The organism is Nocardia lasii, assembly GCF_042658545.1.
GTDB lineage: Bacteria > Actinomycetota > Actinomycetes > Mycobacteriales > Mycobacteriaceae > Nocardia > Nocardia lasii.
Map to the genome: position 1 here is coordinate 238,677 of NZ_JBHSQN010000015.1, position 19,496 is coordinate 258,172.

The following is a 19,496-nucleotide window of genomic DNA, read 5'->3' on the forward strand; positions in this document are numbered from 1 at the left end:
GACCCGACAGTCGGACCCTAACCGATCCGGTGGTGGTCCCACGCTGCCGGAGCGGTGCCCGCTACTTCCCGGCGGCGCGACCGGTCAGTGCCGGTATCCGAGGCGTCCCGGCGTCACCGCTTCGATCAGCTCGGCCGCCTGGTCGATCGGAATGTCGACCACCAGGTAACCCTTCCGTCCCGCCGCCGTGGCCGCGACGATGGTGGCCAGCCCCGCACGCCGCTGCCAAAACGTCTGTCGCACAGTCCAGCCGATGATCCCGGGCGCTTCGAGGCAGTCGCGATTGCGATCGAGGCTGCCCCGCCGGGTGATGAGCCAGGTGGGGCCGGTGGTTCCGGGGAGAACACGATGGCCCAGACCCCGGTAGCGGTCCTCGGCCAAGGCTGCGAGGACCAGGGCGAGCACCACCGGCACACCCCACGCCCATCCCGGCAGGGAGGTGCCCGTCACGCTGAGGACGACCATGACGACCACCGCGACACCGATGGGCCACAGCGCACGGGTGTAGCGGCGGCGTCGGGCGGCGGGGCCGTGCTGATGGAGCGGAACAGTGCCGAGTGTCGCGCCGGTAATCGGTTGGGGTGCAAGGATGTTCGCCACATCAGAAGACGGCACTTCAGGGGTGCTGGTCTTGGTCAGTGGCACCGACACACCCACGGATCGCAACTCACCCACCGATCGCGACTCGCCCGCGGACCACGCGACTACCGCGTCAGAGCCACCCACCGACCCGGCCGCCGATGCCGGCGCCCGCTCAGCCCCCTCCGAGGCACGAGGCCGCCGCCGAGTACGCAGCAGTTCGTCCAGGGTTCGCTCGACAGCCGCCCGTGGCGCCTGCGGAAGAACCTTCTGCCGAGGATTCTCCCCGGTCATGATCATTTCCAACTGCGCCGCACGAGCAGCCCGCAGCAGCAGCGGCTCACTGAGCGTGGCCCCGCGGAACCGAGCCAGATCCAGGGTGATCTGACGAGCGGTGAACAGTCCGTGCCGAAGATGCAGCGTGGCACCGTTGTCGAGCACGCGCAGCCCGAACCAGGTCGCCAGATACTGCGCGCAGGCGGCCAGACTCACCAGCACCAGCGACAACACCGTCAACCCCACGACGACCAGCGCCACCCCGGTGGCGCTGTCGTCACCGAGCTGCCGCACCACCGAACTCCGGGAAATCCACCCGATCAGCCCGTACTGCGCGGCCAACCCGAGCAGCGGCGCGAAGATGGCCAGCCCGGTCAGCGACAGCGGCGCGTAGCGCACCCAGGCCGGCTGCCAGTGCCCGATCTCCATCCCGGATTCGGCATCGGGCGGTGAATCCTCGGTGGCCTCCGTGTGTTCGGCTGTATGCGAGAGCAATTCGGTGCGCAGGGGCGGGATCCGTCGCGTATCGAGGGCGTCGAGCTTGAACTCCTCCCCCTTCGCGGTCTGCTTGCCGGTCCCGATCTCGAGCACCGCCAAACCGAGCACCCGGTGCAGCAGGTCGGCTTCCACATCCACCGAGCGAATCCGCGAGCGTGGCACGGACAGCTTCCGCCGTTGCAGGATTCCCGTGCGCAACTGCACGTGATCGGCGTCGATCCGGAACGAGGTGGTGAACCAGCGCGCCACACCGTAGGCGGCCACCAGCGCCACCGGGATCAGACTCCACATCGGGTTGCCGCTGGTGGTGCCGACGATGACCGTACCGAGCAGCACCGGAATGTATTTCACGATCTCGGTCACCGGATACACCAGCAGCATGCGCGGATCCAACCGCTGCCAGTCGGTCACGGGTGCGCTCACGTGGCGTCCCCGCGGTGCTGGGCGGCGATGGCGGTCAGGCGCGAGACGGTCTCCTCGGCGATCGCCAGATCCAGCGCGCTGATCTTCACCGCCCCGGCCGAGGACGCGGTGGTGACCGTGACCGTGGCCAACCCGAGCAGCCGTTCCAGCGGCCCGCGCTCGGTGTCGACGGTCTGCACCCGCGAGATCGGCGCGACCCGCGATTCCTGATCCAGCCAACCCACCCGCGTGAACACGGCCTCGTCGGTGACCTCCCACCGGTGCACCGCGTAGCGCCACAGCGGCACCACGACCACCGTGAGCGCTCCCAGCGCCGCGACGGCCAGCCCGGCCACCGCCTGCCAGCCCCGATGGGAGTCGTCGAAGAACACCCACACCGCGAGCCCGACGAACAGCACGACCACCCCGATCGCGTTCTCCACCGCCCACAGCACCTTCGCCTTGGGACTGGGACGCCAGGCGGGTTCGGCCAGAATGGTGGAGCGCGGCAACGACATGTCGACCATGGTTCCACGGACCACCGACGGATTCAGCCCCTCGGGAATACGGGCGGGCGTGCGCGAGGTTGTCGTGGCCACGAGCACGACCACGCCGGTAACCGGCCGACCACACGTTCGGGAGAGAAGTAGCGCATGATCGACGGGGTGAGCGACCTTCCGAAGCCGAGCGTTCCGATGCAGGCACCGAGTCCGGCGGCGATGCGCCGGGCCCTGCGCCGCGCGCGCGACGGTGTCACGTTGAACGTCGACGAGGCCACCGTGCTGCTCCACGCCACCGGCGACGACCTGGTCGACCTGTGCGCCAGCGCCGCCAGGGTCCGCGACGCGGGCCTCGAGTCGGCGGGCAGGCCGGGCACCATCACCTACTCGCGCAATGTGTTCATCCCGCTCACCAAGCTGTGTCGGGACAAGTGCCACTACTGCACCTTCGTCACCGTGCCCGGCAAGCTGCGCGCCGAGGGCAAGGGCATGTTCCTCGAACCCGACGAGGTGCTCGAGATCGCCCGCCAGGGCGCCGCGCTGGGCTGCAAGGAAGCCCTGTTCACCCTCGGCGACCGCCCGGAGGACCGCTGGCCCGAGGCCGCGCAGTGGCTCGACGAGCGCGGCTACGACTCCACCCTTGACTATCTGCGCGCGGTGTCGATCCTGGTGCTCGAGGAGACCGGCCTGCTGCCGCACCTCAACCCCGGCGTGATGAGCTGGAACGAGATCGCCCGCCTCAAGCCGGTGGCCCAGTCCATGGGCATGATGCTCGAGACCACCGCCACCCGCCTGTTCACCGACAAGGGCGAATGCCACTACGGCAGCCCCGACAAGGACCCGGCGGTGCGGCTGCGCTCGATCACCGACGCCGGTCGCCACTCGGTCCCCTACACCACCGGCATCCTGGTCGGCATCGGCGAAACGCTCACCGAGCGGGCCGAATCGATCATGGCGATTCGCAAGCAGCACCGCGAGTTCGGGCACATCCAGGAGGTGATCGTGCAGAACTTCCGGGCCAAGCACGACACCGCCATGCGCGATGTCCCCGACGCCGATGTGGCGGAGTTCCTGGCCACGGTCGCGGTGACGAGACTGCTTCTCGGACCGGATGTTCCGGTGCAGGCGCCGCCGAATCTGGTGTCGCACAGCGATTGTCGTGCCCTGATCGACGCCGGGATCGACGACTGGGGCGGGGTGTCGCCGGTGACGGTCGACCACGTCAATCCCGAGCGCCCGTGGCCGAACCTGGACACCCTGCGCGAGATCACCGAGGCGGCCGGGTTCACCCTGGTCGAGCGCACCTCCGCGCATCCGAAGTACGTGCGCGCGGGTCACCCGTGGATCGACCCGCGCATCGGCGCGCACGTCGACGCGCTCACCGACCCCGTCACCGGCCTGGCCAGGCCCGACGCCATGCCGGTCGGGCTGCCGTGGCAGGAGCCGGACGAGTCGTGGGACTCCGTCGGTCGGGTCGATCTGAACACCGCGATCGACACCGAGGGTCGCGCCACCGACAGCCGCAGCGACTCCGGGCTCGGCCAGGAAGTGGTCGGCGCGTTCGGCGACTGGGAGACCATCCGCGAACACGCCCGCGACCTGGCCGTCATCGCCCCCGAACGCCTCGACTCCGAGGTTCTCGACGCCCTGCGCGCCGCTGAATCCGATCCCGCCGGACTCACCGACGACCAGTACCTCGCCCTGGCCACTGCCGAGGGCGACAATCTGGAAGCCGTTGCCGCACTGGCGGATTCGCTGCGACGCGAGGTCTCCGGCGACGAGGTCACCTACGTCGTGAACCGCAATATCAACTTCACCAATATCTGCTACACCGGCTGTCGCTTCTGCGCGTTCGCCCAGCGCAAGGGCGACGCCGACGCCTTCACCCTCAGCACCGACGAGGTCGCCGACCGCGCCTGGGAGGCCCACGTCGACGGCGCCACCGAGATCTGCATGCAGGGCGGTATCGACCCCGAACTCCCGGTCACCGGCTACGCCGACCTGGTCCGCGCCATCAAGGCCAGGGTGCCGTCGATGCACGTGCACGCGTTCAGCCCGATGGAGATCGTCAACGGCGCCTCCCGGGGTGGTCAGAGCATCCACGACTGGCTCTCGGCCCTCAAGGAAGCCGGTCTCGGCTCGATTCCGGGGACGGCGGCGGAAATCCTCGACGACGAGGTCCGCTGGGTGCTCACCAAGGGCAAACTGCCCACCTCGGCCTGGGTCGAGGTCATCACCACCGCGCACAAGCTCGGCATCCCGTCGAGTTCGACGATGATGTACGGCCACGTCGACAATCCGAAGCACTGGGTCGGACATCTGCGCGTGCTGCGCGGAATCCAGGACGAGACAGGCGGATTCACCGAATTCGTCCCGCTGCCGTTCGTGCACCAGAGCGCCCCGCTGTATCTGGCGGGGGCCGCGCGCCCCGGTCCGACCAACCGCGACAACCGCGCGGTCCACGCGCTGGCCCGGATCATGCTGCACGGGCGCATCCACAATATCCAGACCAGCTGGGTCAAACTCGGTACCCTCGGCACCAGGGCCATGCTCACCGGCGGTGCCAATGACCTGGGCGGGACCCTGATGGAGGAGACGATCTCCCGAATGGCGGGCTCCCAGCACGGCTCGGCCAAAACCGTCGCCGAACTCACCGAGATCGCGGCGGGCATCGACCGACCGGTCCGCGAACGCACCACCACCTATGGTCGCGTCGCGACCGCACCCATCCCCCTACCCATCAGTTGACACCCCGCTCGAGTGCGCTGCGCCCCACCATCCGTCGGCGCAGGTAAGGGCAGGCTGACCTGGGGGTGGGCCGAGTTCCGCGCTAGGGTTGCGTGGGCGGAGTTTTCCCGCAGGTGAGGACAGACTAGGAGAACGGCAGTGCCGTACATCATCGCTGAACCGTGCGTTGACGTGAAGGACAAGGCGTGCATCGAGGAATGCCCCGTGGATTGCATCTACGAGGGTGGCCGCATGCTCTACATCCAACCCGACGAGTGCGTGGACTGTGGTGCGTGTGAGCCGGTCTGCCCCGTGGAGGCGATCTTCTACGAGGACGACACTCCGGACCAGTGGAGCGGGTACATCAACGCCAACGTCGACTTCTTCAACGAGCTGGGATCCCCCGGCGGCGCCACCAAGGTCGGCGCGGTCGACTTCGACCCCGACTTCATCAAGGCGCTGCCCCCCATGGCCGAGGAGTGAGCACTCCGGTGCGTGGCCGCGTGAGCAGCCTGCTCCCTGATTTCCCCTGGGACACCATCGCCGCGGTGAAGCAGAAGGCGGCCGCGCATCCGGGCGGGCTCGTCGACCTGTCCGTCGGCACCCCCGTGGATCCGGTCGACCCGGTGATCCGGGCCGCGCTGAGCTCGGTCGCGGCCGTGCCCGGCTACCCGACCACCCACGGCACCCCCGAACTGCGCTCGGCCGCGGTCGCGGCGCTGGCGCGCCGGTTCGGCGTCACCGGGGTCGACCCGGCGGCGGTGCTGCCGGTGATCGGCACCAAGGAGCTCATCGCCGGGCTGCCGCGCCTGCTCGGTCTGGGTTCCGAGGACCTGGTGGTGATCCCCGAGATCGCCTACCCCACTTACGAAGTCGGCGCGCTGCTGGCGGGCGCGAAGCCGTGGCGCGCGGACGGTCTCACCCAGATCGGCCCGCAGAACCCGGCGCTGATCTTCGTGAACTCGCCGTCGAACCCCACCGGCAAGGTGCTGCCGATCGAGCACCTGCGCAAGGTGGTGGCGTTCGCGCGCGAGCGTGGCGCGATCGTCGCCTCCGACGAGTGCTACCTGGGCCTGACCTGGGAGGGCGAGGCCGTCTCGATCCTCGACCCGCGCGTGTGCGACGGCGACCACACCGGCCTGCTGGCGATCCACTCGCTGTCGAAGACCTCGAACCTGGCGAGCTACCGCGCCGGTTTCGTCGCCGGTGACCCCGAGCTCGTGGCCGAACTGCTCGAGGTGCGCAAGCACTCCGGCATGATCATGCCGTTCCCGATCCAGGCCGCCATGACCGCCGCGCTCAGCGACGACACGCACGAAGCGCAGCAGCGCGAACGCTACCGCGCCCGCCGCGAGATCCTGCGAAAAGCGTTGCAGGACGCCGGTTTCCGCATCGACTTCTCCGAGGCGGGCCTGTACCTGTGGGCCACCCGCGGCGAACCGTGCCGCGTCACCCTCGACTGGCTCGCCGAGCGCGGAATCCTCGCCGCCCCCGGCGACTTCTACGGCCCCCGCTCCCCCGAACACGTCCGCATCGCCCTCACCGCGACCGACGAACGCATCGCCCAGGCCGTCGACCGCCTGACCTGAACACCTGATCACCACGCCCTGGTGGCGGGAAAACCGCGTTTCCTGTACACCACAGCGTGGTGATCAACCGTCCAGGGGTGGGGTCGGGCGTAGCCTGCGTGGGTGGAGTTCACCGAGGTGATCGAGACGGCGGGTCGGGTGCTCGATGGCGCGGGGGTGGCGGCGATCGTCATCGGCGGGCTGATCGGGACGGTGCGGTTTCTCGGCGCGCTGGCGGGACGGCGGGATTTCGATGTCGCCTATCGGCGGTATCGGCGTGGGCTCGGGCAGGCGATCCTGCTGGGGCTGGAACTGCTCGTCGCGGCCGACATCATCCGCACCGTGGCGATCTCGCCGTCGTTCACCAGTGTCGGCGTGTTGGCGCTGATCGTGCTGGTGCGGACGTTCCTGAGCTACTCGCTCGAACTCGAGTTGACGGGGCGCTGGCCGTGGCAGAAGGCCCCGGCGAGCTAGCGCATGTTCGCCCGGTAGTAGACGTAGCCGGCCGGGGCGAGGACGCCGCAGGCGAGCAGCAGTAGCGTGCGGCCGTCGCTGCCGAGCATGATGTCGCCGCCGGGCCCGCGCGAGGCGCACACCAGGAAGCCGAAGACCCACACCACCACCGGGGCGAAGGTGAAGCCGATCCGGGTGGTCACCGATTCCATGCCGTAGACCAGGGCGACATTGATCGGCGCGGCGAACAGCGCGGCCACCGGGATCGGGATCGAGCCGATATAGAGCGGCAGGAACAGCACTTCCATGGCCAGGGTGATCAGCGCGTCGGCGAACAGCAGCACCACGATGAGCCCCGAGATCAGCGGGTCGGGCAGCGCGAAGCGCGGGAACCGCAGCACGGCGGTGGGCTGATCCTGATCGGTCACCATGGCCGTGAGTCTATTCGGCCCGCTGTGCCCGCTGCGCCGCACGCGTCCCGGAGAAGTGCCAACCGATCAGCAGGGCGGGCACGATGATCACCAGGCTCGCCACCGTCCAGGTCCCCACCGGCCGGTCGAACGCCATCAGCACCAGCACGGTGAACAGGAACGCCAGGGTCGCCCAGCCGGTGTAGGGCGTGCCCATCAGCCGGAACGCGGGCCGTTCGAGCTTGCCCTGCTTCCACATCCGCCACATCTTCAGCTGGCACAGCACGATGACCGCCCAGGAGGACAGGATGCCGATCGAGGCCATGTTCAACACGATCTCGAACGCCTGATCCGGGACGAGCCCGTTGAGTAGCACCCCGCCCAGCGCCACGCCGAAGGTGAGCAGGATGCCGCCGTAGGGCACGCCGTGACTGCTCATCACCCCGGTGAAGTGGGGCGCGCTGCCGCGCATCGACATCGAGCGCAGGATCCGCCCGGTCGAGTACAGCCCGGCGTTGAGACTCGAGAACGCCGCGGTGAGCACCACGACGTTCATCAGCGACCCGATCCCCGGCACCCCGAGCGCGGCGAAGAACGTGACGAACGGGCTCTCCCCCGCGTGATAGGCGGTGTAGGGCAGCAGCAGGCCCAGCAGCACCAGCGACCCGACGTAGAACAGCGCGATCCGCACGATCACCGAGTTGATCGCCCGCGGCATCAGCTTCTCGGGATCCTTGGTCTCCCCGGCGGCGGTGCCCACCAGTTCGACCGCGGCATAGGCGAACACGACGCCCGAGGTGACCAGGACCAGGGGCAGCACGCCGGTCGGGAACAGGCCGCCGTGTTCGGTGATCATCGGCGGCCCGGTCGGTTGGCCGCGAATGGTGAAGCGGCCCAACAGGAACACCGTGCCGACGATGAGGAAGGCGCACAGCGCGGTCACCTTCACCAGCGCCGCCCAGAACTCCAACTCGCCGAAGGCCTTGACGCTCACCAGGTTCACGATCAGCACGATCACCAGCGCGATCAACGCCAACGCCCACTGCGGCACCGCGGTCATCGGCTGCCAGTAGTGGAAGTACAGGGCGATGGCGGTGGAGTCGGCGATGCCGGTCATCGACCAGTTCAGGAAGTACAACCAGCCCGCGACGAAAGCGGCCTTCTCGCCGAGGAATTCGCGCGCGTAGGAGACGAACGACCCCGTGGTCGGGCGGTGCAGCACCAACTCGCCCAGCGCGCGCAGGATGAAGAACACGAACACCCCGCAGATCGCGTAGACGATCCACAGCGACGGGCCCGCGTCGGCGAGGCGGCCGCCGGTACTCAGGAACAGGCCGGTGCCGATCGCGCCGCCGATGGCGATCATCATCAGCTGACGTTTCCCGAGGGACTTGTGATAGCCCTCGTTCTCGTCGTCGAGATCCGAACGATCACCCACAGCGGTCATGACACGTCACCCATCGTGCGACAACACCCGAGAACGCGGACACCGGAACGGTACCGGCACCCACCTACGAACGCGCGGGCAACCCTGTGGCTAGCGACTCAATCGAGACCGGCGAACAGGTCGTGCTCGAACCCGTCGGCCTCGACCTGGCCTCGACGACCGCGTACCAGCCGGAAGTGTTCCTCGGGCAGCACCGGCAGCGCGATGTTGTTGGACAGGGCGAACTCCCGGCCACTGGGCGCGAGACTCACCTGGGTGGCGTGCGCGCGGAACGCGGCGCGCTTGGCCGAGAGCACCTCGGACACGTCGACCACGGTGGTGACCCCGCCGGTCGACATGGCGGCCAGTTCGGCCTCGACCGGCAACCGCCAGCCCGCCGGGAGCGCGCCGGGTAGTTCGTCGACGGTGCGCCGGGCCAGGGCGGCGGTGTGCTGGCGCAGCAGGTCGGCGTCGGTGAGGGTCCAGTAGAACTTGGGCACGTCCCAGCCCTGCGCGGCCGCGGCCTCGATCGCGGCGGTGGTGATCTCGTGGGCGCGGATGTGGTCGGGGTGGCCGTAGCCGCCGCGCGGGTCGTAGGTGACCACGACGCGGGGGCGCAGTTCCAGGATCACCGCGACGAGCTCGTCGACCGCGGCGTCGCCGGAGTTCACGAACGCGCGCGGGTTCGCCGCCGAGGGCGTGCCCGCCATGCCCGAGTCGCGCCACCGGCCGGGTCCGCCGAGAAAGCGGGGTGCGGCGACGTCGAGGGCCGCGAGCGCGGCGGTGAGTTCGCCGATGCGGTAACCGCCGAGCTGGTCGGCCTCACCGGCGACCAGCTGGGCGTAGCGGTCACCGATGACCTCGCCCTCCTCGCCGAGGGTGCAGGTCACCACGGTGACCGGAAGGCCGAGGCGGCGGTAGTGCGCGATCGTGCCGCCGGTGGTGAGGGTTTCGTCATCGGGGTGGGCGTGCACGAGCAGCAGGCCGCCGGTGCTCACGGGATCCTCCGCCACTGCGCGGCGTCACCGAAGATGCCGAGTTGGATGGCCCCCGCCAGCGAGACACCGTCCACGCGGGGACCGGCCGCCGCGACGACGTTGTCCTGCACGATCGGCAGCACCGTGGACAGCTCCCACAGGCGCGGCTCGGCCTCGGCGATCACGCGCGGCACATCGACCCCGCGCAGCGCCTCGTCCATCGACCCCTGCAGGCTCGGATCGCACACGCCGCCGATATTGCTCGGCGCCTTGCGATACGCCTCGGCCACCGCGAGCACGTCACCGTCGGCACCGGCGGGTTCGGCCGGGGCGCACCCGTAGCGCGAGGCCAGCGCGGTGCCCGCGTCACCGCCTGCCAGCTCCCAGCCGACGACGGCATCGATCGCGGACTCGACCAGGTCGGTGCCGTAGAGCTCCTCGGCGGGCAGGCCGCGCACGCTGGCATCGATTCCGGCACTGCGCAATTGGTCGGCGGCGGTATTGGCCACGGCCAGCGCCGACGCGTCGTCGGTGACCGCGCCGATCCGCACCGAGAGCACCTTGCCGTTGCGCGCCACCGAACGTGGTTGCGGCGCGGGCGAAGTCGGCGAGACGGTGGTCGGGGCCTCCGGGGCACGCCCGAACCCGGCCTCGGCGAGCAGGCCGAACGCCTCGTCGGTGTTCAGTCGGGGCGGCGCGGTGGGTGCGTAGCCGGGGCTCGACGGCGGAAGTACTTGCGCGCGTGCGGGTTCCACCCAGCCGCCGGTCTGCGCGCCGACCGTGGCCAGCAGCGCGGGATCGAGCAGGGCCAGCACCGCCTTGCGCACCCGCGCATCGGCGAGGTCGCCGGAGCGGCCGTTGAGGGCGAGTTGCAGTTCGCGGGCCTGCGGCATGATCGTGGTCCGCACCGAGGGGATCGCGGCCAGTTGCGCCTGGGTCGCCACGCCGCCGTGCACGAGCGCCATCTGCGCGTCGCCGGTGCGCAGCGACTCGGCCAGCTGCGAGGGCGTGCCGCCACGGCGGAACTGGATCTGATCGGGCGAGGCCGGGGTGCCCCAGAAGCGGTCGTTGCGTTCGAGCATGATCTCGTCGCGCCCACGATCGACCGACTTGATGGTGAAGCTGCCGCCCGACACCGGGATCTTGTCGACCAGGCCGCTGGCGAACCCGCCGGGCGAATCCTTCACCAGGTGCGAGGGCAGCAGGTTGGAGAACAGTTCCCGCCAGGCCGGATACGGCTGGGACATCGTCACCGTCACGGTCTTGCCGCCGCCCGAGGACGCCACGTCCGCGATCAACCGGTACCCCGCCGGATCCACCACGCCGGGCTGGCTGATCATCTGCTGCCACAGGAACCGGAAGTCCTCGGCCGCGATCGGGGCGCCGTCGGACCAGTTGGCCTGGTTGCGCAGGGCGTAGGTGATGGTGAACGGTTCCTGGGCGCTCACCTCGGCCGACTCGATCAGCGAGGTATCGGGCACCCAGTCGACCAGACCCGGATGGGCCGGACTCGGCGCCGCGCGGAACGGACTCGGCAGCACCATCGAGGAGACCGCGCTGGTCACCGGGGACTGATCCGAGCGCAGATGCGGATTGAAACCGATCCCGATGTCGTCGATCGCGACGACCACGGTGTTCTTACCCGGCTTGGCCTGGGTGGTCTTGGGCGAATCGGAGGACTCGATCGGCGGCGGCGGATTCGCCGTGCACCCGGCCACGACCGCCGTCGAGGCAATCATCGCCAGCACCATCGCGCGCCACTTCGCACGCCGCCCCAGACTCACTCCGAGCACTCTACTGTGTTTATCGGCGGCTGGCGCCGCGGGGTTGGGCCCCCGAAGCCTCGGTCTTCCCTCCCTCCGGGTACTCCTTCGTCGCACCCTCCACTCAGTCCAGACCAAGGCGGGCCCAACCCGCACAGGCTCGCAAACGCGAAAATGGGGCGGTGCCGTAGCACCGCCCCACTCGTCGTTCAGCCGTTAGTTCGCGGCGGCCTTGTCGCGGGCCTTGCGACGCGACAGGTCGCGGGCGCGCTCATTGGCGCCGAGCACGAGCTTGCGCACGCGGACCACCTCGGGGGTGACCTCCACGCACTCGTCCTCGGTGCAGAACTCCATCGCCAGCTCGAGGTCGAGCTGCAACGGCTTGGCCATGGTCTCGAAGGTGTCCGCGTTGGCGCTGCGCATGTTGGTCAGCTTCTTCTCGCGGGTCACGTTGATGTCGAGATCCTCGGCACGCGGGTTGATGCCGACGACCATGCCCTCGTAGGTGTCCGCGCCCGGCTCGACGAAGAACTGACCACGGTCGGCCAGCTGGATCATCGCGAACGGGGTGACGGTGCCCGCGCGATCCGACACCAGCGAACCGGTGTGGCGGGCGCGGATCTCACCGGCCCACGGCGCGTAACCGTGGGAGACGGCGTTGGCGATGCCGGTGCCGCGGGTCTCGGTGAGGAACACGGTACGGAAGCCGATCAGGCCACGCGAGGGGACGATGAACTCCATGCGCACCCAGCCGGCGGCGTGGTTGCTCATCTGCACCATCTTGCCCTTGCGGGCGGCCAGCAGCTGGGTGATCGCGCCCAGGTACTCGTCGGGGCAGTCGATGGTCAGCTCTTCGAACGGCTCGTGGGTCTTGCCGTCGACCTGCTTGGTGACCACCTGCGGCTTGCCGACGGTGAGCTCGAAGCCCTCCCGGCGCATCTGCTCGACCAGGATCGACAGCGCCAGCTCACCGCGGCCCTGCACCTCCCAGGCGTCGGGACGGCCGATGTCGAGCACGCGCAGCGACACGTTGCCGATCAGTTCCTGATCCAGCCGCGACTTGAGCATGCGCGCGGTCAGCTTGTGGCCCTGCACCCGGCCGACCAGCGGCGAGGTGTTGGTGCCGATGACCACCGAGATGGCGGGCTCGTCGACGGTGATGCGCGGCAGCGCGACCGGGTTGTCGACGTCGGCGAGGGTGTCGCCGATCATGATGTCGGGGATACCGGCGATCGCGACGATGTCACCGGCGACGGCGACCTCGCCCGGCTGACGCTCGACACCGACGGTCTGCAGCAGCTCGGTGATCTTGACGGTCTTGGCGCCGTCGGCGTTGATCCAGGCCACGTTCTGGCCCTTGCGCAGCTCACCGCTGAAGATGCGGACCAGCGCGAGACGGCCGAGGAACGCCGAGGCGTCGAGGTTGGTGACGTGGGCCTGCAGCGGGCCCTCCGGGTTGCCCTTGGGCGCCGGGATGTACTCCATGAGCACGTCGAACAGCGCGTCGAGGTTCTCGGCGTCGGGCGCGGAACCGTCGGCGGGCTGCTCCTTGGACGCCTTGCCCTCACGGCCCGAGGCGTAGAGAACCGGCAGGTCCAGCGCGAGCTCGGCGGCTTCGGCGGCCTCGTCGTCGAGGTCGGAGGCCAGGTCGAGCAGCAGATCGTGCGACTCGGAGACGACCTCGCCGATGCGGGCGTCGGGACGGTCGGTCTTGTTCACGACCAGGATGACCGGCAGCTTGGCGGCCAGCGCCTTGCGCAGCACGAAGCGGGTCTGGGGCAGCGGGCCCTCGGACGCGTCGACGAGCAGCACGACACCGTCGACCATGGACAGGCCGCGCTCGACCTCACCACCGAAGTCGGCGTGGCCGGGGGTATCGATCACATTGATGACGGTGACGGAACCGTCGGGGTGGTGCCGGTGCACCGCGGTGTTCTTGGCGAGAATGGTGATGCCCTTCTCGCGCTCCAGATCGCCGGAGTCCATGACTCGATCGACCAGTTCGGCTCGCTCAGCGAACGCGCCCGACTGACGAAGCATGGCGTCAACCAGCGTCGTCTTGCCGTGGTCGACGTGGGCCACGATGGCGACGTTGCGAAAATCGCGTGAAGACGACACGCCTCAATCCTCCTGCTGTTGATGTATTTGGCGCGCATTCATCTGGCATCGCGGCCTGTTACACCCTACCGGTTACCCGGCGGCGTTCGCGTATCAGGCTTTGTACTGGGACTACGCTGAGGCCCATGGGCAAGGTGAAGGCGAAGAAGGTATCGAGCCTGAAGCCGAAGAAAAAGTGCTGCAGGAAGAAGACCCGCTGCTTCAAATGTCCCGTGGTCATCATGCGGATGCAGAAGGCCGAGGCCGCCGGAACGAGCGGTAAAGATCTGAAGAAGGCGCTGAAGCTGGCGCGGCAGAAATAGTGACGAGGCGTACAACGTGAGTATGGGTACTCCACTGCTGTCCGGTCCCGAACTCACCATCGCGCTGGCCACGCTGCCCGCCTGGTCGCGCGCCGGTGACGCGATCACCCGCACCGTCGAGGCACCGAGTTTTCTCGACGGGATCGCGCTGGTCCGCAAGGTCGCCGCCGCGGCCGAGGCGGCCGATCACCATCCCGATATCGACATTCGTTGGCGCACACTGCGATTCACGTTGAGTACGCATTCGGCGGGCGGGCTCACCGGACTCGACACCGCGCTGGCGCACACCATCGACGGCATCGTCGACTGAGCCTCAGCCCTTCGCGAGCTCGACCGCGCGGCGGCCGGGCAGTCGCGCGCGCAGAGTGTCGCGACCGTGCCAGACCAGCCAGCCGAGCAGGGCGAACACGCCGAGCACGTCGACCGCGCCGAGCCAGGCCAGCGGCCACGGGCGCGGGATCGTCCAGATGTCGGGCTGGGCGAACGAGAGCACCCACGGCACGCCGACCAGCATCGTCAGCACCCAGAACCAGGCGAAGATCCGCGCCACCCGCTCGCCGCGCAGCGGACCGTAGCGCAGCCACAGCACGGTCGGGATCAACCACACCCAGTGGTGTGACCAGGAGATCGGCGAGATCATCAGCCCGAACAGCTGCACCAGCACCAGCGTGCCGAGCCGGTCGTCGGGGCCGAGGGTGCGCCAGGCCAGCAGCGCCAACACCGCCGTGAGCAGCACCGCCGCGATCCACCACGGCCCCGACTCCACGTCGTAGCCGAGGATCCGGCTCAGCGCCCCGCGCAGCGACTGGTTCCACACCGACCCCACCGGGCCGATCCGATCCGCGTCCCCGAGCAGGGTGCCGAAGTAGCGCTTCGCCTCGTGGGCGTTGATGACGAAGCTGACCGCCACGGTCAACCCGAACGCCGCCGCCGACCACAGCACCGTCGCCCACCGGCGCCGCGCCACGAAATACAGGCCGGTGATCGCGGGGGTCAGTTTGATTCCGGCGATCAGGCCGACGAGCGTGCCCGAGATCCACCAGCGCGTACTGCGCACGGCCAGCATCGCGCCGAACACCAGGAACACATTGACCTGGCCGTAGTCGATCGTGGTGCGCACCGGCTCGAGCCACACGCCCAGCGCGGTCCAGCCCACCGCCGCGGTGATCCACTTCGTTTCCTTGGCCGTCTCCGCGCCCAGCAGCAGTTCGAAACTGATCCTGATCACCCCGTAGAGGGCGGCGATCGTGGCCAGCATCCAGCCGATCGCGACCAGGGTGAACGGCAGATAGTGCAGCGGGAAGAACACCAGCGCGGCGAACGGCGGATAGGTGAACGGCAGCGGGAAGTCCGGCGTCACCTCCGAGTAGGTGAAGTCGTAGAGCCGATCGGTGAGCAGCGAGGCCGAACCGTCCACGTAGACGTGCAGGTCGACGACGTTGAGCCCGTTCGGGGCGAAGAGCATCCAGGCCAGCCGGGCGAGCACGGACAGTCCGAGCAGCGCGAGAGCCCATCGGAGGTGTCGGTTCACAGCCAGGCTTTCAGTCGAATGGGGAGGCGTCACGCCACGGAGGTGAGTCTAATTCGCGATCGGCGCGGCGGGTTTCCGGGCCTATCCCAGAAACACCACTGGTCACAGTTGCATCAACATCCCCAGGAGTAACGCCGCAGCGGGCTAGCGTCGATGCACTTGGTTCGGTCGGTGCCCGGTTCGGGCCCGGCGGCTGTACAACACGGCGACGATGTCCTTAGAGTGACCCCCGACATGTAGGGGTCGACACACCTTCGCCCATCGCATCACCGAGGTAAGGACGGCTGGACTAGTGCTTCGTAGCCGAGGATCGCGGATCGCAACGACCGCTCTCGCCCTCGCGGCAGGCGCCATGCTCGCCGCGCCCGCATCGACTATCGCCGCTCCCGCGCCCGCCCCCAAGGCGGCCGCCATCAGCGTCCCGATGGTGCCGGAGGGAGTTCCGGTCGACGCGCTGGCCGCGTTCGCGCCCGCCGTCGCCGGTCTCATCGCCGGCCCGGCCGATGTCGCGAGCCCGCAGAGCGCCCTGCTGGATCAGGCGCGCGCCCTGCTCAACACCCTGAATCTGCCGCCCGCCATCAAGTCCACCCTCGAGCGGATCATCACCTTCCTCGACGGCAGCGGCGGCGGCGGACCCGAACTCCCGCAGGACGGCCCGGCCATCGCGCAGTTCCTGTACCCGACGATCGGCCAGGGCTGCATCGGTGACGGCGCCGATTCGGTCGGCACCGCGCTCGCGGTCGCCGGTCCGGCGCAGCTGCCCCCGCCCGGGGTCGCCGCGGGTCAGGCCGGTTTCGTGTTCACCGCGCTCGGCACCAAGGCGCCGACCGGCGAGCAGAACCCGCCGATGACGGTGCAGTGGCTCAACCTCGACACCCGCCAGTCGGCGATCCAGACGCTGACCGACGAGGCCAAGATCAACCCCGGCGGCCCGGCCACCCTGTCGGCCATCGCCAGCACCGGTCACGGCCGCGTGGTCGCGGTGGTGTCGGGTTCGCTCACCACCGCCGCCGAGGGTGACGCCCCGCGCACCTGCACCTTCATGCCCACGCTCGGTTTCTTCACGGTCTAGATTTCTCCGAGTCGAGCCCGGTCCGTTCCTCGTGAACAGACCGGGCTCGCTTCGTTCACGCGACCGTCACCACTGGCCGTAGTCCTCGGCCAAGACCCGGTTCAGGTCCACGCCGATGCCGTCGATCGAGCGCTTGTCGATCTCGAACTGGTGCAGGTGAGCCGAGTCGTGGATGACACCATTGGAACCCCAATTGTGTTGCCAGAACCAGGAACCCAGGCCCGCGTCGAGGGCGCGGTCGATGGTGGGGGCGTTGGCGTAGATGCCGACGAGGTCGGAGCCGAGCACCGACTCCCAGCCCTCGATGTAGGGGGCGATCATCTCGTCGAACTCCCACTGCGACGGATTGTCGTCGATGGAGGCGTAGATCGGGGCGGTGTCGGGACCGCCGGCTTCGGCGTGCAGGGTCCAGCCGCGCTCGGCGTGCCGCTGACCCGCCGCGAATCCGCCGCGCCAGTCCGCCGTCGGCCCCTTGCCGAACTGGTAGTTCGACACGATCGACAACCCGTTGGCCCACAGGTCCTCCACCTCGGCGGCCAGCAGCGGTTTACCCTCCATCCACTCCGCCCCCGGGCGACGGTCGGACACATACCGGATCACCCCGATATGCCCGGCCGCGGCGATGGCGGCGGCGGACGGCACGCCCGCGGCGTAATCGACCATGGTGCCGAAGGATTGGGCGCGGGCGGGCGCGGCGGCCAGCCCGACTCCGAGAGTTGTTGCCGCAGCGGCGAATCCGAAGAACTTCCGCCGGGACACCGGAACAGAACGCATCGCAGGCTCCTTCGCGCAGCCCCCACCATCAACCGGTAAGCGTGCCTTTCAGACCGAGCGACTCATTGCACCACAACCCCAGGGGAACCGCCAGAACCAACAGCAACATTCGCCCCACGAGTCACAGGGGTCAGGTGGCGCCGTCGATCGCCGCGCCCACGTCGATGGTGCGCCCGGTCGGATCGGCCAGCTCGGTGCTGACCACCGCCACCACCTGCGCCACCACCTGCTTCTTGATCCCGGCCAGTCGACCCAGCGTCTTCGCGCGCAGGCCCTTGGCCGTGAACTCCAGCGAGATGTCCTCGAGCGCGGGCGGGGGCACGTCGATCACGATCAGCAGCGGTTCGGCCGCCCGCGCCGTGAGGACCAGCGGAATCTCCAGGTCGGCGCGGTACTCGTTGGCCTTGAACACATCGACGGTGATGTCGAGGCCGACCGGCAGCGTCATATCGAACACCCGCAGCTCGCCGGGCTCACCGAGCCCACGGTCGACCACGCGCGGCTGCTCGATCGAGCCGCGCACGGTCACCGTCGCGGCCCCGCGCGGCCCCTCGGCCAGCGGACCCACCTCGATCGCGCTGCCCGCCATCTGCGAGACGACCCCGGCCACCCGGTCGCGGGTGACGATCGTGGTGAAGAACCGCAGCCCGAACTCGCGATAGTCGATCCAGTCGAAGACGGTGTCGTTGCGGTGCGGTGAGCGGTAGCCGTCGAGGATCGCCTCGATGTCGAACACCCGCTCCGAGCGCACCTTCGGATCGCCGACGATGGCATTGACCCGGTTGGCGACCTCGCGCTGCACCAGGCCCGCGATCGGGTCGAGCAGCATCTCCCAGGCCGCGTCGATGGCCTCGGCGCGCAGCGTGAAGCTCACGTCCTTGGCCGTCACCGGGGCCACGTCGATCACCACCAGCAGCGGGGCGGCGGTGCGGGCGTGCAGGGTGAGCCCGATCTCGACGACGGCGGCCAGGCGCAGTTTGCGACCGCCGAGCACCAGTTTCACCGCCAGGGTGAGCGGGACCCGCACGCCGAAGCTCAGCGCGTCACCGGGTGAGCGGGTCACCACGGGCGTGCCGAGAGCGCCCTCGGCGACGAAACCGGCCAGTCCGGCCGGTCCGAGCGAGAACGGTCCGATCTTGACGCCGCGCCCGGTCATCCCCGACACCGCCGCGGTGATGCGCTCCTCGTTCACCGCGTAGGTGACGAACCGCTCACCGAAGTCGGCGTAGTCGATCCATACCGGGTCGCGTCGTGACGCCTCGTCCACCTTCACACGCACATCGGACACCGTACGGGACGAGCGTGCATCGGCTGCTGGTGGCACAACTCCCCCGTCCTGCCGATGAGGGGGAAGCAGGACGGAGGAGCCGAGGACGGCGCTGCCGGGCGCCGCAGGTTCCATGGTACGGGTAGCGGCGTGGTACCGCCGTCCAGGATCATCGCAGTTGTCTTGAGCGACAAGAGATTTCAGAATCGGCCATAACCGACCAGATCGGCTGTTTCGGCCGGGACGATGGTGCGCACCCGCACCGAGCCCATCTCGTTGCCGCCGATGGTGGTGATCGAGTCACCGTCGGCGGTGAGCACGATGTTGGTGTGCTGGCCGAGCGGGCTGTTCGGGCCGTAGAGGACCACGTCACCGGTGCGCGGGCGGTAGCCGACATCGGCGGGGGTGAAACGCCCGACCTGCTGGTAGTACTCCTGCAGCGTGTAGACCCCGGGAATGCGCCAGGAACCGGAGTTCGGGTTCGCCAGCGGTCTGCCGGCCTCGCGCATGGTCCAGCTGACGAAATCGGCGCACCACGCCTCGCGCACGCCCTCGGCGTACTTGGGGCCGTCGCCGGGTTGCTCGTACTCGCGGCGCAGGACCTGCACCAGCGCGATCTGCTGTTCGTCGAGGCGTTCGCTGTCGAGCGCGGGGAACGGCTCGCCCCAGTCGTGCTGCCACCACACGAAACCGACCACGACCACCGCCGTCGCCGCCAACACGCCCGAAATACCGACCAACCAGGACGCGCGGCGTCCCGGTCGTTGCTCCACTTGCGTCATCGTCCCCCCGTTCCGGTTCATCCTTCTGCCCTATAGGACGAATCGAAAGCCCGTTCGGTTCCCGGATTCTC

18 protein-coding genes are annotated in these 19,496 nt (G+C 69.1%); 7 read left to right on the top strand and 11 right to left on the bottom strand.

Translation table 11 applies throughout. The features are described 5' to 3' along the window. Nucleotides 1-84: 84 nt before the first annotated feature. The gene (locus ACFP3H_RS23200; RefSeq protein ID WP_417629266.1) at nucleotides 85-1,776 is read right to left on the bottom strand and encodes a PH domain-containing protein; all 1,692 of its coding nucleotides are present in this window, start codon (nucleotides 1,774-1,776) and stop codon (nucleotides 85-87) included. Beyond that, nucleotides 1,773-2,273, bottom strand: a complete 501-nt coding sequence (locus ACFP3H_RS23205; RefSeq protein WP_378609574.1) for a PH domain-containing protein — start codon at nucleotides 2,271-2,273, stop codon at nucleotides 1,773-1,775. Before ACFP3H_RS23205 ends, ACFP3H_RS23200 begins: the two co-directional genes overlap by 4 nt. A 135-nt stretch (nucleotides 2,274-2,408) precedes the next feature. On the opposite strand from ACFP3H_RS23205, the gene ACFP3H_RS23210 reads away from it, so the two are divergent. The 4 genes from ACFP3H_RS23210 (at nucleotide 2,409) to ACFP3H_RS23225 (ending at nucleotide 7,024) form a co-directional block, all read left to right on the top strand. Further along, nucleotides 2,409-5,003: a bifunctional FO biosynthesis protein CofGH gene (locus tag ACFP3H_RS23210; RefSeq protein WP_378609143.1), complete on the top strand. Its 2,595-nt coding sequence runs from the start codon at nucleotides 2,409-2,411 to the stop codon at nucleotides 5,001-5,003. Between the two features lie 138 nt (nucleotides 5,004-5,141). Then, nucleotides 5,142-5,465, top strand: coding sequence for a ferredoxin (gene fdxA / locus ACFP3H_RS23215; RefSeq protein ID WP_378609144.1), 324 nt, complete (start codon nucleotides 5,142-5,144; stop codon nucleotides 5,463-5,465). Between the two features lie 20 nt (nucleotides 5,466-5,485). Continuing rightward, a complete protein-coding gene (dapC, locus tag ACFP3H_RS23220) occupies nucleotides 5,486-6,571 on the top strand; it encodes a succinyldiaminopimelate transaminase (protein WP_378609146.1) in 1,086 nt (361 codons plus the stop codon). Nucleotides 6,572-6,673: 102 nt separating this feature from the next. Further along, a complete protein-coding gene (locus ACFP3H_RS23225) occupies nucleotides 6,674-7,024 on the top strand; it encodes a DUF1622 domain-containing protein (protein ID WP_378609147.1) in 351 nt (116 codons plus the stop codon). On the opposite strand, the gene ACFP3H_RS23230 is transcribed toward ACFP3H_RS23225, so the two are convergent. The 5 genes from ACFP3H_RS23230 to typA all read right to left on the bottom strand — a co-directional run bounded on the left by ACFP3H_RS23230 (nucleotide 7,021) and on the right by typA (nucleotide 13,697). Continuing rightward, a complete protein-coding gene (locus ACFP3H_RS23230; RefSeq protein ID WP_378609149.1) occupies nucleotides 7,021-7,434 on the bottom strand; it encodes a hypothetical protein in 414 nt (137 codons plus the stop codon). The genes ACFP3H_RS23225 and ACFP3H_RS23230 overlap by 4 nt on opposite strands. Nucleotides 7,435-7,444: 10 nt before the next feature. Beyond that, nucleotides 7,445-8,860, bottom strand: a complete 1,416-nt coding sequence (locus tag ACFP3H_RS23235) for an amino acid permease (RefSeq protein WP_378609150.1) — start codon at nucleotides 8,858-8,860, stop codon at nucleotides 7,445-7,447. 98 nt (nucleotides 8,861-8,958) lie between these two features. Beyond that, the gene (gene mshB / locus ACFP3H_RS23240) at nucleotides 8,959-9,837 is read right to left on the bottom strand and encodes an N-acetyl-1-D-myo-inositol-2-amino-2-deoxy-alpha-D-glucopyranoside deacetylase (protein WP_378609152.1); all 879 of its coding nucleotides are present in this window, start codon (nucleotides 9,835-9,837) and stop codon (nucleotides 8,959-8,961) included. Beyond that, complete coding sequence (locus tag ACFP3H_RS23245) at nucleotides 9,834-11,567, bottom strand: ABC transporter family substrate-binding protein (protein WP_378609575.1); 1,734 nt, start codon at nucleotides 11,565-11,567, stop codon at nucleotides 9,834-9,836. The genes mshB and ACFP3H_RS23245 overlap by 4 nt, the downstream gene beginning before the upstream one ends. Before the next feature lie 228 nt (nucleotides 11,568-11,795). Next, nucleotides 11,796-13,697, bottom strand: a complete 1,902-nt coding sequence (typA, locus tag ACFP3H_RS23250) for a translational GTPase TypA (RefSeq protein ID WP_378609153.1) — start codon at nucleotides 13,695-13,697, stop codon at nucleotides 11,796-11,798. Between the two features lie 125 nt (nucleotides 13,698-13,822). Here typA and ACFP3H_RS23255 point away from each other — a divergent pair, with 125 nt between their 5' ends. Beyond that, entirely contained in the window at nucleotides 13,823-13,999 is a 177-nt protein-coding gene (locus ACFP3H_RS23255) for a hypothetical protein (protein ID WP_378609155.1), read from the top strand. A 22-nt stretch (nucleotides 14,000-14,021) separates the two neighbouring features. Continuing rightward, a complete protein-coding gene (locus ACFP3H_RS23260; protein WP_378609157.1) occupies nucleotides 14,022-14,309 on the top strand; it encodes a 4a-hydroxytetrahydrobiopterin dehydratase in 288 nt (95 codons plus the stop codon). Between the two features lie 3 nt (nucleotides 14,310-14,312). Here ACFP3H_RS23260 and ACFP3H_RS23265 read toward each other — a convergent pair whose 3' ends face one another. Beyond that, nucleotides 14,313-15,530, bottom strand: coding sequence for a mannosyltransferase (locus tag ACFP3H_RS23265; RefSeq protein ID WP_378609158.1), 1,218 nt, complete (start codon nucleotides 15,528-15,530; stop codon nucleotides 14,313-14,315). A gap of 292 nt (nucleotides 15,531-15,822) precedes the next feature. Between ACFP3H_RS23265 and ACFP3H_RS23270 the strand changes: the two genes are divergently transcribed. Next, nucleotides 15,823-16,602, top strand: a complete 780-nt coding sequence (locus ACFP3H_RS23270) for an Rv1157c family protein (protein WP_378609159.1) — start codon at nucleotides 15,823-15,825, stop codon at nucleotides 16,600-16,602. Between the two features lie 66 nt (nucleotides 16,603-16,668). Here the strand turns inward: ACFP3H_RS23270 and ACFP3H_RS23275 are convergent, their stop codons facing one another. The 3 genes from ACFP3H_RS23275 to ACFP3H_RS23285 all read right to left on the bottom strand — a co-directional run bounded on the left by ACFP3H_RS23275 (nucleotide 16,669) and on the right by ACFP3H_RS23285 (nucleotide 19,425). Next, nucleotides 16,669-17,376 carry a DUF1906 domain-containing protein gene (locus ACFP3H_RS23275; protein ID WP_378609161.1) on the bottom strand — a complete coding sequence of 236 codons (708 nt, stop codon included), beginning with the start codon at nucleotides 17,374-17,376 and terminating at the stop codon, nucleotides 16,669-16,671. A 130-nt stretch (nucleotides 17,377-17,506) separates the two neighbouring features. After that, nucleotides 17,507-18,655: a hypothetical protein gene (locus ACFP3H_RS23280; protein ID WP_378609162.1), complete on the bottom strand. Its 1,149-nt coding sequence runs from the start codon at nucleotides 18,653-18,655 to the stop codon at nucleotides 17,507-17,509. 188 nt (nucleotides 18,656-18,843) lie between these two features. After that, nucleotides 18,844-19,425, bottom strand: a complete 582-nt coding sequence (locus ACFP3H_RS23285; protein WP_378609164.1) for a CHAP domain-containing protein — start codon at nucleotides 19,423-19,425, stop codon at nucleotides 18,844-18,846. Between the last annotated feature and the right edge of the window lie 71 nt (nucleotides 19,426-19,496).